The following is a 22367-nucleotide window of genomic DNA, read 5'->3' as shown; positions in this document are numbered from 1 at the left end:
GGTGCTGATGCTAACGCTGAGGCTGGCAAGGACGTAGAGGCTGGTGCTGATGCTAACGCTGAGGCTGGCAAGGACGTAGAGGCTGGCGCAGATGCAAACGTAGAGGCTGGTGCTGATGCTAACGCTGAGGCTGGCAAGGACGTTGAGGCTGGCGCAGATGCAAACGTAGAGGCTGGTGCTGATGCTAACGCTGAGGCTGGCAAGGACGTTGAGGCTGGCGCAGATGCAAACGTAGAGGCTGGTGCTGATGCTAACGCTGAGGCTGGCAAGGACGTTGAGGCTGGCGCAGATGCAAACGTAGAGGCTGGTGCTGATGCTAACGCTGAGGCTGGCAAGGACGTTGAGGCTGGCGCAGATGCAAACGTAGAGGCTGGTGCTGATGCTAACGCTGAGGCTGGCAAGGACGTTGAGGCTGGCGCAGATGCAAACGTAGAGGCTGGTGCTGATGCTAACGCTGAGGCTGGCAAGGACGTTGAAGCTGGCGCAGATGCAAACGTAGAGGCTGGTGCTGATGCTAACGCTGAGGCTGGCAAGGACGTAGAGGCTGGTGCTGATGCAAATGCTGAGGCTGGCAAGGACGTAGAGGCTGGTGCTGATGCTAACACTGAGGCTGGCAAGGACGTTGAAGCTGGTGCTGATGCTAACGCTGGTGCAAACGGTGACAAGAACGACGAAGCGAGCAAGCCGGATAACAACCTGGCTGACACCGGCTTGAACGCTGGTGCACTGATAGCTTCCATCGGTGGCGCATTGCTGCTGGCCGCTGGTGCAGCAGCCGTCGTGGTCTCACGCCGCCGCCGCGCATAATCAGGCTCTAAGCCATATCGGTCAGCCTGTCATAGGCAGACCCACGCCATAGGGCTCTTGGCACCTTTCCAGGTGCTAAGAGCCTTATGGCCCCTAATTTTTGAGGAGTCATTTCAGTGCGTCAAACGGAAATTTCCGTTGAACGATCCATCGCAGACACAAGCGAGGAGCCCGCAGAACAAACGTCACAGATCCCGCAAGGAAAGAAACCCAGCATGGTTTTGCGGATTGTGACAGTTGCAGCGGTGCTATTCACTGCTTGGCATGTTTTTGCATCGTTCCTTTGGATTGCACCAGCCTCACCCCTGCGTGACGTAGTCCCAGGAAATGCACTTTCGAAATATATGCTTCCCATGTTTGGCCAATCATGGAGCGTTTTTGCTCCCGAACCGATCAATGGGGATAACCGAATGCTGGTCCGTGCAGTGTTGTCCGAAGACGGGAAAGAACACACCACCGAGTGGCTCAACGTCACAGATGTTGAATCACAATTGCTTACCCGCCAGCTATTCCCCGCACGAGCAGGGAACCACAGCATCGATCTGGCTTCCTCCTATCGCTCGGCATATGCCAAGCTTTCTGCAGAGCAAAAAGAAACCGTGAATCTTGGCTTCTTTAAGGGTGATGATTGGGCTCCCCGTGTGACCCAAGCACTCTATGCCCAGGGTGATAATCACGCAGCTATCAATGGGTACATCAACGCAGAATTTCGTGCGGTCAGGTATTCAACTCAAGTAGCTCGAGCAATCTGGGGAGAAAACGTAGTTCGAGTGCAATTCCAAATGCAACGTCAAAACGTGATCCCGTTTAAGGAACGCAATAATCCAGACGCTCAGCGACCCGCTACGCAACAGACTCTGAGCGGTTGGCGTGGACTGCAAGTAGCAGCCGGACAATCTGAAAGGGACTTTGCGGAGACCTTCACACGACTGTACAAGGAGCTTCAAAAATGAACCCCGTACGTGTGATTCAGCGTTCCGGCCGCTTCATTGGCCTGACAATTCAGAAGCTTCTGCTCAGGGTGGTCGAAACTATCCGCAATATTCTGGTTTTCTGTGAGAACTGGTTGCTGGGATCCAAGAAAGCAAAGCATGGGCTTTCGGTAGCTCGTATGGCTTTCGGCATCGCGGGAATCGGAATTCTGCTCAGTAACTGGTCCACACGGTTGTATTCAATGGGACCTGGATCGATGTGGAACGGCGAGTGGGCAGCACCCAGCAGTGCATTTCCCGAGATCTGGCTCTTCAGTACGTTCCGTACCGTCATGCCCTCGGCGACACTCTTCACGCTGATGTATCTGTTCCTGTTGGTCTTAGCGATACTGGTTACCGTAGGTTGGCGCTTCAAATTGGTGCTTCCGGTGTACTTCGTGCTCTGGGTTAGTTTCATTGAATCGCAAGACCAACTGGGCGATCAGGGCGACAACATGTACCGCATAGCGTTGCTGCTGTTCTTCTTTGCCGATGCCACTCAGGTATGGTCCCTAGATTCGCGCCGTCGAGCTAAAAATACGCAACAATCCTCTGGGCCGTGGGTCGTGCGTGTGTGGCGGGGAGAGCGGATCTTTGAAAAGAATCCTGCTTATTCCAACTTGTTCAACAACTTGGTGTTGGTGGCACTGACGGCACAGGTGTGCTTCGTCTATGCTTCTGGGGCCCTATATAAGGCCGCAGGAACACCATGGCAAGACGGAACTGCCGTGTATGCACCATTGCAAACTATCCAATTTGGTACGTGGCCTGGTCTATCGGAGCTAGCAACGACCTTCGGATGGACGGTAGCGATCGCTACCTGGGGTTCGGTGATCTTGCAGATGCTCTTCCCGATGATGCTCTTGACTCACCCGACTCGCGTCATAGCTCTTGTAGGCATCATGGCATTCCACCTAGGCATTGCCGTGCTCATGGGGCTTCCCTGGTTCTCACTGACTCTCATAGCAGTCGATTTCATCTTCATCACCGAAAAATCGTGGAACAAGATGATCTTCGGTGCTACTCACCTCTGGAAAAAGTCTCTTCAGCCAGTGCGGTCTTTCTAGAGATCAAAGTTTGTAGCAAACAACTCGTAATGGGAATCTGTACATAATTACGATCGGTACTAGCTCATCGGGGCGTCCGAACCATAGGGTGGAGAGTGGGAAAGAACTCATGCCCCCAACGATCAGGAGAAACCCTCATGGCCTTGAACATTGCCAACCTAGCATTGCGACTCGTATCGGGTGCCTACATTCTCAATAGTGGCGTTGGAAAACTACGCCTGCCCGCAGAATCCGCACAGGGCCTGCAAGCAATGACCGCTAACGCTATACCTCAGGTGGAAAAGCTTGAACCAGCCGTCTTTGGTAAGGCGCTTGCCGTGGGCGAGATTGGTTTGGGAGCAGCATTACTGACTCCATTCCTTCCCTCACGGCTCGTCGGTCTGGGCCTTGGCGCCTTCGCCGCTGGCCTTGTCGCCGTGTACCTCAAGACGCCGGGGATGACCGAATCCGACGGCATTCGCCCATCCGCCAACGGCGTAGCCCTAGCCAAGGACTTCTGGCTTGCTGGCATGGCCGTAGCGATGGTCTTTGGTCGCGGCAAAAACAAAACCAAGATTAAGGAAGTCGCCAAGGCGGTCAAGAACTAACCAAGCCCGAACCATATGGCTTGAATGATGGCTGTCGCGTAAATGTTTGTGGCTGCGGCCAACCTCTAAGGTTGGCCGCAGCCACAAACATTTTGAGCCCTAAGCCCATGGGGCTATGTGCTGTGACTATTTGCTCTTGGGTTTGGCACCCTTGCGGAAGAATAGCGCTACGATGGCACCGGCCATGGCAATCAACCCCGGCAAGAGCAGTGCCTGGCCTAAGGCCAAGGAGAACGCCTGATGCAGGAACTCTGGAACTACTGCCCCCATGCCTACCTCTGATCCAGCGCCACTGGCCACGGAGGCTGCCCCCTGGGCGCTGGAAGCCGCAGCTTCGAGCGCCTTCTGTGATTCCGCGGAGATACGCGATTCCATCATCAACGCAATCAAGGCCGAGCCAAGCACTGCACCAACCTGACGGGTGGTGTTATAAATTCCGGAGCCGGCACCGGCATCTGCCTGACCCAAATCTCGGGTGGCTGTCAACGAGACCGACGGCCAGATCATTGCCGAGCCCAAGCCCATGAATACCGGCGGAATCAGCAGTACCCAGAACGGTGTGTCTTCGCGCAGGATCAACCCGTACGCGGTAATTGCTGCGCCAAAGAGGAAGAACCCGGGAATCGCAAAGAACTTGGCCTCAACCTTTGACACATTCTTGCCAACGATTGGTGCCAGCACTCCAGCTACTACGGCCATGGGTGCGAGCATCAGGGCCGAAAGCGTTGGGGTCAGCCCGCGTACCGACTGTAGGTACAGAATCATGGGGAAGCTCATGGCGGTGATCGCCAAACCCATGAAGGTGATTGCCACGTTGGCTAGGGAGAAATTTCGGTCCTTGAAGAGCCCTAAGGGGACTAACGGTTCTGCCTTGATTTTGGCTTGCCAGATGACGAAAAGTACCAGCAGCACGATGCCGGCGACAATCATATGCCAGGAGCCGATGGGGCCAATAAAGGCCTGCCAATCGTGTCCGTTGCCTTCCTGAATGCCAAAGACCAGCAAGAACATGGCTACGGCGCTGAGCCCCACACCGAGCCAGTCAAAGGAATGTGAATGGCGCGGGAGTTCCGGCACCTTGAGAAATACTCGCCAGATGGCCAAGATGCCCACCGGCACGTTGACAAAGAAGATCCATTCCCAGCCCAGGGTGTCAACGAAGATGCCACCAAGGATCGGACCCACAAGTGTTGCAATACCCGCAACCGCGCCCCAGACGCCCATGGCAGCACCACGGCGAGCATAGGGGAACATGCGGGTAATGAAGGTCATGGTCTGCGGGCTCATCATCGAGGCGCCAAGCCCCTGCACCACGCGGGCAATGATCAACGATTCAACACTTGAGGACAAACCACACCACAGCGATGAGGCGGTAAAAACGAATAGACCGATCAAGAAGATGGTGCGCGGCCCAAATCGATCACCCAAACGTCCCGTGATCAGCAGCGGCACGGCAAAAGCCAAAAGATAGGCACTGTTGACCCAGATGACACCGTTAATGTCGGTGTCTAGTCCGCTCATGATGGCCGGCATGGCGGTGGAGACGATGGTGGAGTCCACTAAAATCATGAAGAACCCGATAACTAGCGCCCACAGGGCACCCCAGGCAATTTTGTCTTGTGCCGCTTCGGCATCGGTCTTATTCACGCTCACCGATAGAGCTTACGCCCGATGACGGATCAACAATAGGGTCTTGAGCCGCACCTCACATGCGGCCAAAGCCCCTCTTATTTCTTCATGCTTTGGATGCCCACTAGGGAAGATGCACGACGCCTTCGATGCAGGTCACGGCATGGCCGGAGATCCAGACATCGGCGCCGCTGCGGTCAACATGCAAGATTGCCGAACGTCCCAAACGGGTGCCCTGACGGACGGTGTAGTTTTCCGGTGCAAGACCCGATTCGGTGAGCCAGATGCCAAAGCCGGCATTCAATGAACCAGTTGCCGGATCTTCCGGGAGTCCTTCGCCGGGGATAAAGGCACGCACCTCATAATCTGCCGGGGCACCTGTCACAACATTGCGGAAACGTTGGGAACTGCGGCGCTCATCGGCCGCTGACACAGCACGTAATTCTTCGCGTGCCCCGGCCGGTCGTTCCGAGCGAGTCTGCGGATCATAGGATGGTGCCGGGATTCCGGCATTGGTGAAGGCACCAATGACGCCGACCTCAAGGCCCTGCAGGGCCTGATAATCGGGTTCGAGTCCCAAGACCAGATCTGCATCGCGCAATAGCAGGCCGGCAAAGTTTGGGCCATTGACAAGCCATTGGTGGGCCAACACATCTTCGGGGGCTAGCCCTAGCCCGGAAATTGCCCATTCAAGAACATCGGGTTCCAGCTCACCGGTTCGTACCAAGGCTGGAGCCTTGAAGGCAAGACGTTCAAGATCGGACGAACCTCCGGTCGGAACTCGGCGAACTTCAATCAGTCCGGCCCCGCACTGCTGAATGATGCCGGCAGGATTTTTTGGCACTCCACCGGATTGCAGCCACGCATGTGCGGCTCCCAAGGTTGGGTGCCCGGCAAAGGGCAGCTCGGTGGTGGTGGTGAAGATTCGTACCCGGTAGTCGGCCGTCGGCTCGGTCGCCGGAAGCAGAAACGCGGTTTCGGCGAGATTAGTCCAGTTGGCGAAGTTCAGCATCTGCTCGTCGGTGAGGTCTTCACCGTTGAGAACTACGGCTAATCCATTGCCCGAATAGGGGCCGGAAGAGAAAACGTCGACTTGCTGATAGGGGCGCGCGATACTCATAACTGAATCGTGGCACATAGCAAGGCGCTTGTGCTCCGGGATGACGTGCTTTTGTCATGCAGTGCAACATACGGATAAAAGCGTGGTGCCTTCTTGCCCCAAAGAATCAGGGGAGAAGGCACCACGGACGATGATTTTGCTGTGTGGGTTCAGCGATCACCAGCGATGAGCAACGTCAATGACCAGCCGGCTTGTATCTCCGGGGCCGGTCAGCACAAAGGTCCTAAAAGGAAGCCTGGCGCGCACGCCCAGCCCAAAGGATGACTGTCCCTCAAAGCTGCCCAGGAAGGCAACCTGATCAAAGGTCCGATAATCGCTGACATTGCGTACGTGCAGCCTATGGGTGGGGTTATAGGTTGGCGTCCCATAACGGTTGTAGGCCGGTGCGTTAACGATGATGCGCAGATCTGCTGCACCGGTTAGTGGGACGAGCTTGCCTTGTCCCTCGGTGTAGAAGGCGCTGACGTAGCGTACATCGTAGCCCTTGATTTTGCCCTTGAGGTCAATGACCATCCGGTCGTAGCATGTGTGTTCTCCGGTGCGGACATTGGAAATTGTTGCTGTTGTTGAACCGGTTGTCCTATCGGCGAGCGAACCCCAAGTAATCCCGCAATACGGGGCGGTCGCGGCCGTTGTTGCGGTGGCACCGGGCCCGATACCCAGCCCCGCCACCAGCAAAATCCCGGCCAGCGAGGCGGTGATTTTCTTGTTCATTATGCATTCACATCCTTGAAAAATTTTGAGCCGACACAAGAAAAGCTGGATCAACTCGGGAGCTAAAAAGTATGTTCGGCAGGATCAGCGTGCGCGCAAAATTGTCCTAGTTCAAGGGGATATATCCAATCTTGCTAAGCATGTAATGACTCGGTGATCGAACGAGCCCCAAGATCACGTTCAGCAACCGACCAAGGACTTGTGGCAATGTGTAACCCATGCTGTTTTTCTCCACCACACCGCTAGATACAACCCTTGATGCGACGCTCGATGGGGTTATCACCAATACCGAATCCATTCCGGAACCCGTGCGTCCCTGGGTGGTAATTGCCGTTGGGTTAGCCGCTGCCTTCGTCATTGCCATGGTTGCTGCCCTGATGGTGGCTCAGCTATTGCGCAAACGTCCCACGCTGGCCAAGGATGCGGCCAAGGGCCGGATGCCACTGTGGTGGGCACTGAGTTTTGCCTCGGTCAAGATTTCCTTGGCCATCACGCTCAAAGACAATGAGTGGTTACGGCTCTGGCAGTTCTTGCTGCTTATTGGGCTTGTCGTCTCCATTGCCTGGCTGATCATCGTGCTGCTGGCACTGCTTGAAGATATGGTGCTTGCCAAATATCGGGTGGATCTTGAAAATCCGCGCCGACTGGCTAAAATTCAGACCCAGGTGGGGCTGCTCCGTCGGGTGGCAACGGCGCTGATTCTTGTCCTTGCCGTGGCCGGAACGTTGCTGACCATCCCGGAAGTTCGCGCCTTGGGTGCCGGACTCTTGGCCTCGGCAGGTTTGATCTCCGTGGTGGCAGCCCTGGCCGTGCAATCGTCGCTTGCCAATGTTTTTGCCGGGCTGCAGATTGCCTTCACCGACGCTATTCGCGTCAATGACACAGTGGTTGTTGAGACCCAGCGCGGCACCATTGAAGAAATCACCCTGACCTATGTTGTGGTGCTCTTACTCGATGGACGTCGGATGATCATTCCCTCCACCTACTTCACGACAACACCCTTTGAGAACTGGTCGCGGCGCAGCACCGAAATCAATGGCACGGTGCTCTTGGATCTGAACTGGAATGCGCCAATTGAGCATCTGCGCACGCGCACCGAGCAACTTCTTGCGGCATCTGATTGGTGGGATGGCCGCGTAGGCTCGCTGAACGTTACCGACGCCATTGGTGGAATTCTCAAGGTCACCATCGCGGTGAGCGCCCGGAACCCCGGAGACCTCTACGAATTACGCAACTATGTTCGTGAGCATCTCATTGCGGAGCTGGGTCGCGACTATCCCGAAGCCCTGCCCAAGCCGCTTAGCGGCGGCGTGCAGCCGGTCTAACGGTTTGACTATTGGTTAATAAGTGACCTGCAAACTAGGAAACGCCGACTCGGTTGCTCAGACGAGAGTATCTATACCTTGCGTATGCGCTGACGGATCGGAGGGCGGAAAAGATTGGTTGCCGCGCTTACTTGGAAACAAGAACTAGGGCGAGTGGGAAACTGGCTAACGAGAATAATCAAAATAAGGAGCTCTCGTTCGGTCAAATGCATCAAGCTGTATCTGACCGAACGAGAGTTCCTTCGCACTCAATCTGCTGTCACATGTGTTTCACAGATTCTGCTCATTGGGCGTTCGCGCGAGCATGGACGCGCACTTGAGAAAGTTGCAGAGAAATAGTTACTGGAGAACTACGTTGATGTCTTCGGTAAACGGAGCGATGTTGGGGACGCTCGTAGTGATGGTGTAGCCCGAGCCTGCTGGGCCTACTGGGCTGAACCGAAGATCAACTTCTGTAATATCCGCAGCGATGATAGTCACGATGATAGATCCGTCAGTCTGGGGCTCCACGAGAACACCAGCTGAGCTGCGAACCATTGTTAGAGTCACACCCGGACCTGGAGTCAGCGTCATCTGTGAACCAATTGGCAGTAGAGCTGGATCTGAAAGAGCATCCTGTCCATCAAGCACATACTTCGTTGTGTTGCCACTGATTACAGAGGCTGTTGCTGAGGTGCCCCAGAAGGTTGCCGCTACAGGATTGCCGCTAGCAGCGGCACTTGGTGCGGCTACTGCTAATGCGACAACGGGAACAGACCAAGCTGCTCCCTTGACGATGGTGCGTCGATTCATTGAATCGCCGATCTTTTTTTCAAACATTGAGACCTGTTTCTTTCGGAAAAAGTTGATGACATACGTCACGAAATAATTGTGCCACAGACGTAGCGTCGAGAAGTGCTGAAGGTCACCATTGAGTGAGCGGCCATTGCATGTCTGACGAGCGGTTATGAGAATCGTTTGGCCAGTAGGTGGGGATACCGCTAGGGCTCGAATGGGACGTTTTTCAGGAGAATTCTCAAGCGATCTACCGCTGTAAAAATGCCCGCATATGAGGTTTTCTAGATTCGAGAACGCCCATCGGAAACTGCCCTCCAAAGTCCGGGCTTTCGCAATAAATGGCACTGCCCCGGCTGATAATCATGTGCGGCAGTCCAGAATCTATCTACGCGTTTTGCTTTGTGTGAATTTTAGATGAGTCATAGATTCGCAACTCGAGGCTTGGCGACCCAGCAACCTAGAGGTGAAGTGCCGCGGGCCCGTAATCTTCGCGACGGCGGGCTGCGGCAGTTTGGCGACGTAAGATCGCGACCATCTGATCGACCTTGCCAATCAGGTCGTCAATTTCCGAATCGTCGCGATCCACCCAGCGGGTCAGTGGTTCATCGTGGGTTGGCACAAAATTAACATGCGGCTCCCAGACAAAGAGCGTGCGTTCGGCGCCTAAGACGTACTGTTGCCAAAAGATTTGGCGCAGATAATTGCGTGGAATCGTTTTGAACGGCTTGTTAGTCGTCTTGATTTCCGCAAGCTCAACCTTGCCCGTGTCCCGGATTCCCAGCCCATCGGGAGTGGCTAGGTGAATGCGGTTTTCGGCGGCGTGAAAGAGCTGGGAAGAGGGTGCAATCCCATAATTTTCCTGTACCCAGGCCGCGATCACCGGTTCACGGGCCCGGCCATGTTCGGTGTAGGAATTCCCACCAAAACTCGTTCCATTCAACTTGTCCCAGGCCGCTGATTGGATGGAGCGCGGGGTTGAAAGTTTTGCGGCATCGGTGGCTGTGATTCCCTGTGAACGAGCACGCAACCAGGCGATCCGGTCTTCGGAGTCGGCTACGACTCTGCCTAGGCACGGCGCGGGGATTGTCTCAAACGGAAGGGAAGTCACCTGCCCCATTGTTCCCAAGATTCTCCGGTACCGCGAACTGACGGCGCGCCGTCTCCAGACCGGAAGACTCCTCGAGCCCTGAAGGGAGCGCTGAAGGCACGTGGATTACCTAGTGAATTCGGGAATTGAGGCAGGGTTTCGATCTTGGATTAATTTATCGACGGCACGTGCGGAAAGCACGTGTTGGATGACCAGCATGCTGGCACCATGGACACCTGCCATGTCTCCCGAGGCCGAACCGACGATGACCAAATGTTGGGTGGCAAGAGGGGTAGAGCGGAAGTACACGAGTTCACGCACTCCCGCGATGACATGCTCCCCAGCATCTGCCAATCGTCCGCCGAGCACGATGACCGATGGGTTGAGTAAATTGACGCACATGGCAAGCACCGAACCGATATCACGTCCTGCTTGGCGTAGTACGGCGATGGCTGCCGGATCATTCGATTCGGCAAGGCGCACTACCTCGGAGGGGGTATGTGCTTCTAGTCCCAGGTCAGCTAGGCTCTTGGCCACCGCGGGACCTCCGGCCAGGGCTTCCAGGCAACCGCTATTGCCGCAACGGCAATGAATTTCGGCACCTCCCGGAACCTGCACATGGCCCAGATCGCCCGCGGATCCCTGGGCGCCGCGCTGCAGCGCGCCGCCGCTGATGATGCCAACTCCGATACCGGTTGCTACCTTCACGAAGATGAGATTCTCGGTATCCGGCCAATTAAATGATTGTTCGCCCAACGCCATGATATTTACATCGTTATCGACAAGAACCGGGACCTTGAAGGTCTGCTGAATGGTTCCGGGAATATCGAAGTCATTCCAGCCGGGCATGATGGGTGGCTTGGTAGGCCGTCCCGTTGAATGTTCAACCGGCCCCGGGACACCTATCGCGATCCCCGACAGCGTCGAGACATCTCGGTTATTGCGCTCGAGTAGCTCTGCGAAGCTGCTGACCACCCATTCCAGCACCGGGAGGGGACCTTCATTGATATCAATGTCGGCACGCAGCTGGTCAATCACGCGACCAGCCAGATCGGTGAGGGCCAAGATCCCGTGGGCGGCGCCGAGGTCTGCTGCCAGAACCGTGCGTGACTCGGGCGCGAAAGCAAAGGTTGAGGGGGGTCTTCCGCCTGAAGACATGGCAGATCCCACGGCCCCGATCAGTCCGATGTCCAAAAGCGCGTCGACTCGTGCGGCAATCGTGGACCGGGATAGTCCCGTCACCGCCGCGAGCTCGGACCGCGTCCGTGGCGCACCGTCACGCAGGTGCTGGAACAGCTCTCCGGCTCCGGTGACTGTTGGCTGAATTTTCGTCGAAGAGATCGTCATGGACATGTAACCAGTGAAGCATATTATGCATAAGTTGAGCGGATTGAGCCGACTAATAACATCCATTTATCGACTTATGCTCGACAATAATCAAAAGTATGTGTAGCGTCCATCACTATGAGCGAGAGTGAAGTCAAAGACGCAGCCGGGGGCGGAGCACATCTTCTCCAAATGCGGGGGATCGAAAAACGGTTCCCCGGCATCATCGCCCTGCAAAACGTTTCTTTTGAAGTAACTGCGGGCGAAGTACATTGCCTGTTGGGCCAAAACGGTGCAGGCAAGTCAACCCTGATCAAGGTGCTGGCCGGGGTACACCAACCCAATGAGGGACAGATCCTGCTCGATGGCAAGGCAGCGACATTTTCCAATCCGGACGATGCCATCAAGGCCGGTATCGGAACCATGTATCAAGAACTCGATCTTGTTGAGTCACTGACGGTTGCCGAAAACATTTTCCTAGGTCACGAAAAATCAATCCGCGGATTTAGCGCACGGAAGGACGAACAACGTGCAGCTGCAGGATTACTTGCACGCTTGGGGCACCCGGAAATATCCCCGGCCATGGAAGTCGGTGAACTTTCCGCAGCGGGCCAACAAATAGTCTCGATGGCTCGAGCGCTATCGCGCGATGTTCGAGTGATCGTCATGGACGAACCCTCGGCGGTACTTGACTCCGAGGAAGTCCGAAACCTCTTTGATACGGTCCGCGCACTGACCTCCAGCGGAGTTGCCGTCATCTACATCTCCCACAGACTAGAAGAAATCCGCATTATTGGTGACCGAATCACGGTATTGAAAGACGGCCAGGCAGTCGCCTCTAATCTCTTGGTTTCCCAGACGCCCAACGCCGAACTCATCAAACTCATGACCGGCCGCTCAATCACCAATATTTTTCCACCACGGGTAGCGATCGAAGATGATGCTGCGGAAATTATTACGATCAACGATTTGGTGGTCGCACCGGGACATTCTCCCATCTCCTTTAGCGTGCGTGCCGGTGAAGTCGTGGGGCTGGCCGGGCTTGTGGGATCGGGACGCTCGGAGATTTTGGGGGCCATCTACGGCATCAACAAACCAGTTTCCGGCAGCGTCACCATCGACGGACGGAAACTACGCCCGGGATCAACTGTTTCTGCGGTCAAAGCGGGCATGGGATTGTGCCCGGAAGAACGTAAAAGCCAGGCCCTGCTGCTAGACGATACCTTGATTGCAAACTTCACCCTCGCCAGTATCGGTCGCTACGCCACCGCCGGATTCACCAGCCAGCAACGCGAATACCAAGCCAGCATGGAACAAGTACAAAGCCTCGAACTGCGCCCAGCGGATCCAACACGTGAAGCCCGCACGCTTTCGGGAGGAAACCAACAAAAGGTTGTCCTGGGGCGCTGGCTTTCACATGGTTGCAGGGTGCTGCTGCTAGATGAACCCTCACGCGGGGTGGATGTCGGGGCACGAAGCGAAATTTACAACCTCATCTCGGGACTTTCCCGAGCCGGCATTGCCATCATCGTGGTCTCCAGCGAACTTGAGGAAGTCCTTGGACTCTCGCACCAGGTGCTTGTCGTGTCGGAGAACCGCATTGTGCACCAAGCACCAGCCGCCGAGTTAAGCGAACACCAGATTCTAGATCTTGTGATGGAAGGGACAACACTATGAGCACCTCGGCCAAAACCGAAGTGAAACGGGCACCGCTCACCCCACCGAGGCGAACCGCCATGAGATGGCTACTCGATGCCGGACTGCGCAGAAATATGGGCCTCATCTTGGCCCTGATTCTGCTCGGGGCCGTGGGAGTATTCACGGCGGGTGATCGCTTTGCCGACTCGAACAATATGATGACCATCGTTCGTCTGGCAGCAGTGACCGGTGTTGTCAGCATTGGCGCAACATTTGTGATCACCATTGCCGGCATCGACCTATCGGTAGGGGCGATTCTCGCGCTCTCCGCGGTCTGGGCCAGTACCCTTTCCGGGCAAGTCTTCGCCGAAAACACCCATTGGATCTTCATGGTGTTCACCGCCATGCTGATTGGAACCCTCGCAGGTTTGGTCAATGGCATTCTGATCGCCTACGGCAAGGTCGTCGCCTTCATCACTACTCTGGCCATGATGGCAGCGGCACGTGGTCTTGCCGAGATTATTTCGGACAAGAAAACCCAGATTATTACCGTCGATGGGTTCTTGGAGACCATCGGTGGGGACCTCCTGGGCATCCCCGTGATTGTGCTGATCTTTATTGCGGTTTCGCTAGGCGGTTGGGTGCTACTGAACCGCACAACATTTGGCCGCCGCACCTTTGCCATTGGTGGCAACCCCGAAGCCGCCCGACTTGCAGGTGTCAAGGTCGAACGCCACACCATGATGATCTACGCACTTGCCGGCCTCTGCGCGGGAATTGGCGCGGTCATGCTCATGGCTCGCACCACCACCGGCAGCGCCACCCACGGTACGGGTCTCGAGCTCGATGTCATTGCCGCGGTAGTTATCGGCGGAACTCTGCTCACCGGTGGACGAGGCTCAATTTTCGGCACAGTCCTAGGTGTTTTGATCTTTTCGACGTTGACCAACATCTTCACCCTCAACAACCTTTCGCTTTCGGTACAGCTTGTCGCCAAGGGCGCCATCATCGTGATCGCGGTGCTGATCCAGCGTCAGCTCGCAGCACGACAATCTCGAACCTAAGCTCCACCGCCCGCACCAGAACCAAACACTGTTTCAAAGGAGAAGTCATGTTCAAGTCCATCGCACCTCACCGCAAGATTCTTGGGGCAGCAGCATTGCTGGCCAGCTCGGCCATGTTGCTCACCGGTTGCGTTTCAAATGCCCCGGCCGAAGCACCAAAGGCCGACGCAACAACTGCCGCAACGGCTGTAGCAGCCGGCGGCAACGCCGAGGCAGGCAAGAAGGTAACCATCGGTTTCTCCGTTCCAGCAGCCGACCACGGATTCATGGCGGCAATGACCGACCTGGCCGTCGAGACGGCCAAGGAATACCCGGACGTTGATCTAAAGGTTTCCGAGGGAACTAACGATGTAAACGTCCAGATCAGCCAGGTCGAGACAATGATCAACGACAAGGTAGATGCAATAGTGCTGCTGCCGTTCGATGGTGCTGCACTGACCCAGGTGGCCCAAAAGGCCATGGATGCAGGAATCCCGGTCATCAACGTTGACCGCGAATTTAGCACCGCCCAGTCCTCCCGCGTGACGGTACTGGGCGATAACTATGGTGTGGGTGTCTCGGCAGGTGACTTCATCTGCAAGGAACTCGACGGCAAAAAAGATGCAAAGATCGGCGAGATCCCAGGCATCGACTCACTGCCACTGACTCAGGACCGCAGCCGTGGTTTCAAGGACGCACTAGCCAAGTGCGGGCTCGAGGTTTCCAACCGAGTACCTGCAGAATTCACCGTTGAATCAGGTGAGAAGGCAGCCTCCAACCTTTTGCAAGCAGCACCGCATCTGGACGCCATTTGGAACCATGACGACGACCAGGGAGTCGGCGTCATGGCAGCCATCAAGGCAGCGAACCGCGACGAATTCTTCATGGTCGGCAATGGTGGTTCGGCAAATATGATGCGTGAAATCCAGAGTGGAAATTCGGTAGTTCGCGCCACCACCGTTTACCCGGCCTACCAAGCAGCCGACGGTGTACGTGTAGCTCGTCTGGTGGCCCAGGATAAGGCATTGGGCGATCTGCTGGATATTGAAGTTCCACGCGAAATCGTGCTCTACGCGGCGGTAGTCACCAAGGAAAACGTCGAGAAGTACCTACCGACGGCCTTCGAATCCTAAAGAGGGTTCGCACGATTCCCGTCCTCACCGAATAACACCACCAATTACAAGGAGTTTTAGATGTCTCGGACTAGCTCGGCCCTCGGAGTGGCAGTCATCGGCCATTCGTTCATGGGCAAGGCCCATTCACAGGCCTGGCGCAACGTCAACGCTACATTTGAAACTCCGGCCGTGGTTCAGCGCGTACTCGTCGGCAGGGATGCCAAGACTGTCGACGAGTCCGCACGGCGGTACGGTTGGGAAGAATCAAGCACCAATTGGCGCGAAACCATCCTGCGCGATGATATCCACATCGTAGATATTTGCACCCCCGGTGCATCGCATGCAGAGATAGCACTTTTTGCCCTGGCCCACGGAAAACACGTGCTGGTCGAAAAGCCGCTGGCAAATACGGTGAGTGAAGCCGCCGAAATGAGCGAAGCCGCCGCAAAAGCCTCAACAATCGGCGTGAAATCAATGCTGGGGTTTAATTACCGCCGAGTTCCTGCACTGGCCTTGGCCCGCAAACTTATTGCCGCCGGCAGGCTCGGCGACTTGCGGCAGCTCAACATCCGTTACTACCAGGATTGGCTTGTCGATGAAAATTCACCGATGAGCTGGCGTTTGCGCAAGCAAGACGCGGGATCCGGAGCCCTGGGGGATCTGGGATCTCACGCGGTGGACCAGGTACGTTTCCTGACGGGTGCGGAAATTACCTCGGTATCTGCCTCAACACGGACCTTCGTCACCCACAGGCCCGGTGCCTCGGGCCAAGAAGAGGTGAGTGTCGACGACGCCATGTGGTCAACGCTTGAACTCGAGAACGGTGCCGTAGCAACAGTTGAAACTTCCCGCATGGCTACGGGTAGGAAGAATGCCTTCAGGATTGAGGTCTATGGGTCCGAAGGAAGCCTCGCATTTGACCTAGAATCACTGAACCACCTGCAACTATGTGAAACCAACCGTCCTGCAGGGGAACAAGGATTCACCTCAATTCTGGTCACCGAACCCGAACATCCTTACCTTGATGGGTGGTGGCCCACCGGACATGTGCTGGGTTGGGATGACACCTTCATCCACCAAATGCGCGACTTTTTGTTGGCCATCAAGGATGGGACCGAGCCTTCTCCATCATTTGCAGAGGGTCTCGAAGTCCAACGGGTGCTCGAAGCAATGGAACACAGCGCAGCTGACCGCAGCACACGAATTTCCCTTGCTGCCGAAATGAGCAGCTAACAGGTACAGGGTGTTTGATAGCCTCCTACTTACTTACCGGTGGGAGGCCAACTCTGGTTCCAAGCACCACACCCCTCGCCACAGATTGCGTGGTCTAGCCGAAAACTTGCAAACAAAAGGAAAACGCCGATGAGCACCAACGCTTCCACCCATCCGGTCACCCTATTCACCGGACAATGGGCGGATCTTCCCTTCGAAGAAGTTGCACGCTTGGCAGCTTCCTGGGGCTATGACGGGCTGGAGATCGCGGCCTCCGGGGATCACCTGGACCTGTTGCGTGCCGATGAGGACGATGCTTACCTGCAATCCCGGCTGGATATCCTGGATCGGCATGGGCTGAAGGTCTATGCAATCTCCAACCACCTCACCGGTCAGGCGGTCTGTGATGACCCGATCGATTTCCGCCACCAAAATATTCTCCGCGATTACACCTGGGGCAATGGGGATCCCGAGGGCGTGCGCCAGCGCGCCGCACAGGATATGAAGCGTGCCGCCCGGGTGGCACGCAAACTCGGGGTGGACACCGTCGTTGGCTTCACCGGCTCAAGCATCTGGCAATACATTGCGATGTTCCCACCGGTCCCGGCCTCGGTCATCGAGGCCGGATACCAGGATTTCGCTGACCGCTGGAATCCAATTCTTGATGTGTTCGACGATCACGGTGTGCGCTTCGCCCACGAGGTCCACCCCTCCGAGATCGCCTACGACTACCACTCCTCAATCAGCACGCTGGCGGCCATTGGGCACCGCGAAGCGTTCGGCTTCAACTGGGATCCGAGCCACATGATGTGGCAAAACATCGACCCGGTCGCCTTCATTTGGGACTTCAAGGACCGCATCTATCACGTGGATTGCAAGGACACCCGGATGCGCACCCCCAATGGCCGTTCCGGGGTGCTCGGCTCCCACCTGCCCTGGGGCGACCCGCGCCGTGGCTGGGACTTTGTCTCGACCGGGCGCGGGGACGTGCCGTGGGAAGACGCCTTCCGCGCGCTACGCTCCATCGGTTACACCGGGCCCATCTCGGTGGAATGGGAGGACGCGGGAATGGATCGGCTGCACGGGGCGGCCGAAGCACATGACTTCATTCGCTCGCTGCTCTGGGAAACCCCAACAGCAAGCTTCGATGCTGCATTTAGCAACCAGAGTTAGTATCCACCAAGATGTGGCGGGTTTGCCTAGCTGAGCCGGACCGGGAGAAAATACCCAGATGGACTCATTGACAGCGCAAGGCCTGCAAACCCTGATTGACAAGACAGCCGAGCTCAAGGGCGCGCTTGTCTCATATGCAACTTCACCGGGTTTCAAGAAGCGTTTGGCAGCGCGTTTTCAGTCACTGGCAGGCACCGGACTGAGCCAAGAAAACGCTATCTACGAGGCCCTCGAATCGATCATCTATGACCGCGGACCGGGCTCCGAGCCATTGATCGACCGCTTCCTGCGTACAAATAAGACCCTCAGCACGCAAGACCGTGCAATCTATGAATCTTGGCGTGAGCACGCAGTCTTCGGGATCTTCAAGGTAATCGAGCACAAGAACGAACGCATGCTGCTACGTAACCTCATCGATGAACTCGACTACCCCACCTACTCTTCGCAGGGTTCCGAGGCAATCAGCCCTGTCACTGTCAATGGCTATGTCATGACCCGCATCGTTCCAATCGGCAACGTCTATACGCTCAGCGGAACCACCAAAAACTTTGGCCCGCAGGACACCAACACCGCTTATTCAATGGCCGCCAAATTGCTAAGCGTCGATCACTCGCTGCCCTTCCGTAACCCGGCGAAACTCGCCAAGGCAAGCGCAACGGTAGCCAACCAACACCGTATTTTCACCGAGCTCTTTGGTGCAACGACGATCATCGGCACAGGCGCCCAAATGATCGAGGCCTACCGAAAATTCCTAGTAACTTGCACCCAAGAATCCATGCTTGGCGAGGAAAAGACCGAGAACACAGCGATTGATGGCACGGATTTGGCCCCGGATGCCTCATTCCCCGCCGGGTTTGCCCAACGTGAGGGTGTCAGGCTTACCCATCACCCGGTCAAGGGTGCAGTTTTCCTTGTCGATTACGATGTGTTCGAGGATGCTCACACAACGCCCCCGGAAAGCGCCAATGATCCGGGAGCCGAAGTCCTGCGTGGCTACCTTGAAGATACCCAAATCCCGGCCTTTGTCCTCCAGATGTTGGCCGAGGCTCACCCCAGCACGGTAGCTGAGCTCTACCAGGTTGCCCTCGGCCTGCCTGACTTCTCCTGGCCGAATGATGGAGCAGCGGTGCTGCGCAAGTACAAGTCAGCGGTCATTGACCGCGACGAGATGCCACTCATCGCCATGGTCCCCACCCATTTAGCGCAGGCCTTCGCCAACCTCGGTTAAGCAGAATGTTCCTGGTGCTCAGTGACTTTACAGTTACTCAGCGCCGGGAATTTCGCTGCACGGGATAGTGCCATCGGGGAATTCGAGCACAAAACTGTCAGTGGGTTCAAGCAGAGTATCCATGAGTCTGCAGTGCCTGCCATTGAGAGGATTTTCCCGTTCACCGTCCATGCTCATGTACAAGGTGTCACCCTCCCAGCGCGCCTTGGCGTTGTATTCTTCGAGCTGCTGCTCCAAAACCCAAGTGACATCCTTGCGCGTGCCAATCGGGGTGCTCGCTTGGGCTGCCGATTCCGAGAGTGCGTTTGATGCCGGTTGTTCCGTCGCGGGTTGCTTTGCGGAGGGTGTCGTTGCCTGTGGTGTTGCCGAGGCGTCAGGATTCGAACCGCCGCATCCAACTAGTCCCACCACCAACAATGCACCAATGCTTGCCCAGCTAAGTTTCTTGATTGCAGTACTCATTGCGCTGCTAAATCCCTTTGTTCGTGGTTTTCGTGTCAGTATCTTTGCCAGTCCCAAGAAACTGTTACTCAATTTTTTCGACGTAGCCAACAATTGGGCTCACCGTCAGGGTGATGCGCTGGCCCGGGACTAGGGCGCGTACCTTCTTCAGGTTCCGCACGGTCCAAGCCTTAGTTCCCGCTCCAGTATCAACCACCACTTCGTGGCGGACCCTGCGTTTTTCGGACCATGATTGTCCGGTGTTATTTCCCCTGTCCCATAACGCGTTGTTCACAACGTCGGGCAGGAAGTCTAAGAATTTTCGTTCGGAAATGCTCACCACGGTTCCCGGCACCGTGCTGCGTGGCACCAAATCGAGGATGCCGACGACGACTTTTGCCAACCCGTAAATCAGCATCATCACCACGACAAAGCCAAACATGACGAACAGTCCGCTTAGCTGCTTAGCCCCTGCATCGACCGCCGAAACTTCGTTCAGCGTCCCTTGCATCTTGATGCCAATCACCAAGAAGAAAATACTGACTGCCGCTTGAATTGCACCTCGAATTATTAGCGATAGCGGGGCATGCCCGGTGAATGGACGCAACGAAATGCCCAGCATGCGCGTCCACGATGTCATATTTTCCATGTCCAACTTCCCCCTCAAGAGCCGAACCAAGACCAGACAAACATGAGGGCGTTCCAGGGAATCAAAAATCCTTGCTGACCACCTAAAACACCTTCAGTTCAGCCAACCATAGCGCCAAATATCACTAATCGGTAGATTTTTACCTTCAAACCTCACAGGTAGCATTCCGGAACCGTTCATCTCCACCCTAGGTAGGAGCCATCGAACGCATACTTCATCATCTGCTCCGATGCCGTACCGGATCATTTTTGAAAAACTAAAGTCATGATCGAAGCAAACTCCGCACCAGAACAGGCACCCGGCACCATTTTCAGCCATGCCGCAAGCAACAACCCCACCCAGCACTCTTCAGCCCCGGTGCTCAGCGCCCGAGCCCTACGCCGCGCCTATGGATCTACCTTGGCGCTCGATGGCGTGGATCTGGAGATCCTCACCGGGGAATCGGTGGCAATCATGGGTCCCTCGGGTTCGGGCAAATCAACGCTGCTACACACCCTTGCGGGTATCGAAAAGCCGGATTCCGGATCTGTACTGCTCGCTTCGTCCGCCGGCCAGCAAGACATCACCACGCTGGGGGAGAGCGCCCGATCCAAGCTGCGCCGCGAGGCCTTCGGCTTTGTCTTCCAATCCGGGCTACTGATCCCCGAACTCACCGCCGTGGAAAACGTCGCCATGGCGCTAATGATCAACGGACTGCCACGAGCCGCAGCACTTCCGCAGGCCAACCAGTGGCTTAGCGCGCTGGGTCTTGCCGGGATGGAGGAACGTCGCATTGGCCAACTCTCCGGCGGCCAAGCCCAACGCGTTGCAATAGCCCGCGCCCAGGTTACCGGCGCAAAGGTCATCTTTGCCGATGAACCCACCGGCGCCCTCGACTCCGCGACTGGCACCGAGGTGCTTAACGTCCTGATGGAATCCACAGTTGGACGCGGCAACACGTTGGTGATGGTTACCCACGATGCCGATGTTGCCGCACGTTGCGATCGGATCATTTCGCTGCGCGATGGCAAGATCACCTCCGAAACCCGTCCCGGATCACCGAACACCATCGCACCGGGGGCGCAGCACTAATGCGTACCCTCTCCCTGGCCTGGCTGCTGGGCAAACCCACGGCCGCACGCCGAGCCCCGATGCTGCTCACCGCAGGCGCCTACGGCCTGGTCTCTGCACTGGTACTGACAACTATTGCCGGCGCACTGTCCTTCAACCGCATTCAAAACGAACTCAGCGGCATGTATTTGATGCTTGCCGGACTAGCCTGCGTCTTGCTGATCGTGCCGCTTGCCGTGCTTGGCTCCGCCGCAGCCCGGCTCTCGGCCCGCAGCCAAGACCTCCGGCTCTCCACGGTTCGGCTACTTGGCGGCACCCCGGGACTGGTCCTCGGTATTACCGTTGTGGAATCCGCGCTGGTTGCCTTCACCGGAGCAATGGCAGGCATCGCGCTGTACGCCGGTATGGCACCACTTGTAGGAATGATTCAATTCCAAGGTTCGGCCATTGGTGCCGCCATTTGGCTCAACCCCGGAATCATCGCCCTGGTAGTGCTTGGCGTTGTACTGATTGCCGCGCTTTCGTCAGGTTTTGGCATGCGAAAAATCATCGTCTCTCCACTGGGAGTGCGCAACCGCAGCCAAACGCCAAAACCACGCTGGATTCGAGCACTCATCGTCGTTGGCCTGATTGCTGGCATCTCCCAAGCATTCTCGATGATTTCAGTGTTCAAGGATCTGGCCGTCATGCTTGCAGTGCTACTTGGTGGTTTTGCCTTGGGGGTTGGCGCACTGAATCTGGTCGGTCCATGGGCAGTGGGCCTGATCGGTAAGGCAAAACTGAAAAAGGCCGAAACACCCGAAAAGCTACTTGCCGCACGCATGATCCTGGAAAATCCCGCTCAGGCTTGGCGACAGGTCTCCGGCATCGCCATGACCTGCTTTGTTGCTGTAGTCGGTGGCAGTGGAGCTGCGTTGATGAACATGGCCGGTACCGAATCTTCACCGGGTAGCCCCGACGCGCTGCTTAGTGCGGATGTGATGACAGGGGTCATCATCACCATCGTCGTTTCCTTCATCTCCGTTGCCTGTTCAACGGCCATCACTCAGGCCGCGACAACCCTTGACCGTGCCGAACTCTATGCGGGGCTGAACATGCTTGGTGTGCAACGCTCAACCATGGAAAAGGCCCGGGTCGGTTCGGTCATGGGACCGGTGATCGGCGTGGGGCTTGGCTCAATCATTATCAGCGGCGTGCTGGTGCTGCCGCTGGCCGGTATGGCGATGATCTTCGCCCCGCTCTCGGTGGCGATCATCTTAGGCACGCTGGTTGCCGGAGTGCTTGCCGTACGCGGAGCCGTGGCTCTGACCTCCACATCCCAGACGTTGAAGCTAGTTCGCATCGACTAGCCACTCACACCTAGTTACGACGATGCCCCGGGAATCCATTCCCGGGGCATCGTCATGTT

General features: G+C 56.4%; 20 protein-coding genes and 1 pseudogene. 13 read left to right on the top strand and 8 right to left on the bottom strand.

All coding sequences use genetic code 11. From position 1 onward, the window contains the following. From CQ018_RS20165 to CQ018_RS19030, 4 genes and pseudogenes are all read left to right on the top strand, one after another. A pseudogene (locus tag CQ018_RS20165) lies at positions 1 to 807 on the top strand (sortase); the annotation flags it as partial. A 116-nt stretch (positions 808 to 923) separates the two neighbouring features. Then, complete coding sequence (locus tag CQ018_RS19040) at positions 924 to 1760, top strand: DUF5819 family protein (RefSeq protein WP_258142767.1); 837 nt, start codon at positions 924 to 926, stop codon at positions 1758 to 1760. Beyond that, positions 1757 to 2845, top strand: a complete 1089-nt coding sequence (locus CQ018_RS19035; protein WP_105551589.1) for an HTTM domain-containing protein — start codon at positions 1757 to 1759, stop codon at positions 2843 to 2845. The genes CQ018_RS19040 and CQ018_RS19035 overlap by 4 nt, the downstream gene beginning before the upstream one ends. 137 nt (positions 2846 to 2982) lie before the next feature. Continuing rightward, the gene (locus tag CQ018_RS19030) at positions 2983 to 3432 is read left to right on the top strand and encodes a DoxX family membrane protein (protein WP_105551588.1); all 450 of its coding nucleotides are present in this window, start codon (positions 2983 to 2985) and stop codon (positions 3430 to 3432) included. A 126-nt stretch (positions 3433 to 3558) separates the two neighbouring features. Here the strand turns inward: CQ018_RS19030 and CQ018_RS19025 are convergent, their stop codons facing one another. The 3 genes from CQ018_RS19025 to CQ018_RS19015 form a co-directional block, all read right to left on the bottom strand. Then, complete coding sequence (locus CQ018_RS19025; RefSeq protein ID WP_258142766.1) at positions 3559 to 5085, bottom strand: DHA2 family efflux MFS transporter permease subunit; 1527 nt, start codon at positions 5083 to 5085, stop codon at positions 3559 to 3561. 100 nt (positions 5086 to 5185) lie between these two features. Beyond that, positions 5186 to 6181, bottom strand: a complete 996-nt coding sequence (locus CQ018_RS19020) for a PhzF family phenazine biosynthesis protein (protein ID WP_105551587.1) — start codon at positions 6179 to 6181, stop codon at positions 5186 to 5188. Positions 6182 to 6337: 156 nt separating this feature from the next. Then, on the bottom strand, positions 6338 to 6895 hold the full coding sequence (locus CQ018_RS19015; RefSeq protein WP_105551586.1) for a hypothetical protein: 558 nt from the start codon (positions 6893 to 6895) through the stop codon (positions 6338 to 6340). A 218-nt stretch (positions 6896 to 7113) separates the two neighbouring features. On the opposite strand from CQ018_RS19015, the gene CQ018_RS19010 reads away from it, so the two are divergent. Further along, the gene (locus CQ018_RS19010; RefSeq protein WP_105551585.1) at positions 7114 to 8220 is read left to right on the top strand and encodes a mechanosensitive ion channel family protein; all 1107 of its coding nucleotides are present in this window, start codon (positions 7114 to 7116) and stop codon (positions 8218 to 8220) included. 339 nt (positions 8221 to 8559) lie between these two features. Here CQ018_RS19010 and CQ018_RS19005 read toward each other — a convergent pair whose 3' ends face one another. The 3 genes from CQ018_RS19005 to CQ018_RS18995 form a co-directional block, all read right to left on the bottom strand. Then, positions 8560 to 9081 (bottom strand): hypothetical protein, encoded by a 522-nt coding sequence (locus CQ018_RS19005; protein WP_146111960.1) that lies wholly within the window; start codon positions 9079 to 9081, stop codon positions 8560 to 8562. 373 nt (positions 9082 to 9454) lie between these two features. Continuing rightward, a complete protein-coding gene (locus CQ018_RS19000; protein WP_105551583.1) occupies positions 9455 to 10114 on the bottom strand; it encodes a YqaJ viral recombinase family protein in 660 nt (219 codons plus the stop codon). A gap of 96 nt (positions 10115 to 10210) precedes the next feature. Continuing rightward, positions 10211 to 11437 carry an ROK family transcriptional regulator gene (locus CQ018_RS18995; protein WP_105551582.1) on the bottom strand — a complete coding sequence of 409 codons (1227 nt, stop codon included), beginning with the start codon at positions 11435 to 11437 and terminating at the stop codon, positions 10211 to 10213. A gap of 111 nt (positions 11438 to 11548) precedes the next feature. On the opposite strand from CQ018_RS18995, the gene CQ018_RS18990 reads away from it, so the two are divergent. The 6 genes from CQ018_RS18990 to CQ018_RS18965 all read left to right on the top strand — a co-directional run bounded on the left by CQ018_RS18990 (position 11549) and on the right by CQ018_RS18965 (position 18819). Continuing rightward, positions 11549 to 13087, top strand: a complete 1539-nt coding sequence (locus tag CQ018_RS18990) for a sugar ABC transporter ATP-binding protein (protein ID WP_105551581.1) — start codon at positions 11549 to 11551, stop codon at positions 13085 to 13087. Positions 13088 to 13146: 59 nt separating this feature from the next. Beyond that, positions 13147 to 14112 (top strand): ABC transporter permease, encoded by a 966-nt coding sequence (locus tag CQ018_RS18985; RefSeq protein ID WP_258142764.1) that lies wholly within the window; start codon positions 13147 to 13149, stop codon positions 14110 to 14112. A 47-nt stretch (positions 14113 to 14159) separates the two neighbouring features. Continuing rightward, positions 14160 to 15224 carry a substrate-binding domain-containing protein gene (locus tag CQ018_RS18980; protein WP_105551579.1) on the top strand — a complete coding sequence of 355 codons (1065 nt, stop codon included), beginning with the start codon at positions 14160 to 14162 and terminating at the stop codon, positions 15222 to 15224. A 60-nt stretch (positions 15225 to 15284) separates the two neighbouring features. Continuing rightward, positions 15285 to 16439, top strand: coding sequence for a Gfo/Idh/MocA family protein (locus tag CQ018_RS18975; protein ID WP_105551578.1), 1155 nt, complete (start codon positions 15285 to 15287; stop codon positions 16437 to 16439). Between the two features lie 129 nt (positions 16440 to 16568). Beyond that, entirely contained in the window at positions 16569 to 17591 is a 1023-nt protein-coding gene (locus tag CQ018_RS18970; protein WP_105551577.1) for a sugar phosphate isomerase/epimerase, read from the top strand. Positions 17592 to 17649: 58 nt separating this feature from the next. Continuing rightward, positions 17650 to 18819 (top strand): hypothetical protein, encoded by a 1170-nt coding sequence (locus CQ018_RS18965; RefSeq protein ID WP_105551576.1) that lies wholly within the window; start codon positions 17650 to 17652, stop codon positions 18817 to 18819. Positions 18820 to 18852: 33 nt separating this feature from the next. Here CQ018_RS18965 and CQ018_RS18960 read toward each other — a convergent pair whose 3' ends face one another. Both CQ018_RS18960 and CQ018_RS18955 read right to left on the bottom strand, forming a co-directional pair. After that, a complete protein-coding gene (locus CQ018_RS18960; RefSeq protein WP_105551575.1) occupies positions 18853 to 19281 on the bottom strand; it encodes a hypothetical protein in 429 nt (142 codons plus the stop codon). A 64-nt stretch (positions 19282 to 19345) separates the two neighbouring features. Next, the gene (locus tag CQ018_RS18955; RefSeq protein WP_146111959.1) at positions 19346 to 19909 is read right to left on the bottom strand and encodes a hypothetical protein; all 564 of its coding nucleotides are present in this window, start codon (positions 19907 to 19909) and stop codon (positions 19346 to 19348) included. A gap of 264 nt (positions 19910 to 20173) precedes the next feature. Here CQ018_RS18955 and CQ018_RS18950 point away from each other — a divergent pair, with 264 nt between their 5' ends. Together CQ018_RS18950 and CQ018_RS18945 are read left to right on the top strand one after the other, a co-directional pair. Next, positions 20174 to 20980 carry an ABC transporter ATP-binding protein gene (locus CQ018_RS18950; RefSeq protein WP_105551573.1) on the top strand — a complete coding sequence of 269 codons (807 nt, stop codon included), beginning with the start codon at positions 20174 to 20176 and terminating at the stop codon, positions 20978 to 20980. Then, positions 20980 to 22308, top strand: a complete 1329-nt coding sequence (locus CQ018_RS18945) for a permease (protein ID WP_105551572.1) — start codon at positions 20980 to 20982, stop codon at positions 22306 to 22308. Before CQ018_RS18950 ends, CQ018_RS18945 begins: the two co-directional genes overlap by 1 nt. Positions 22309 to 22367: the final 59 nt, after the last annotated feature.

This window comes from Arthrobacter sp. MYb227 (assembly GCF_002975435.1).
Lineage (GTDB): Bacteria > Actinomycetota > Actinomycetes > Actinomycetales > Micrococcaceae > Paeniglutamicibacter.
This window is presented reverse-complemented; position numbering and strand designations above follow the sequence as displayed.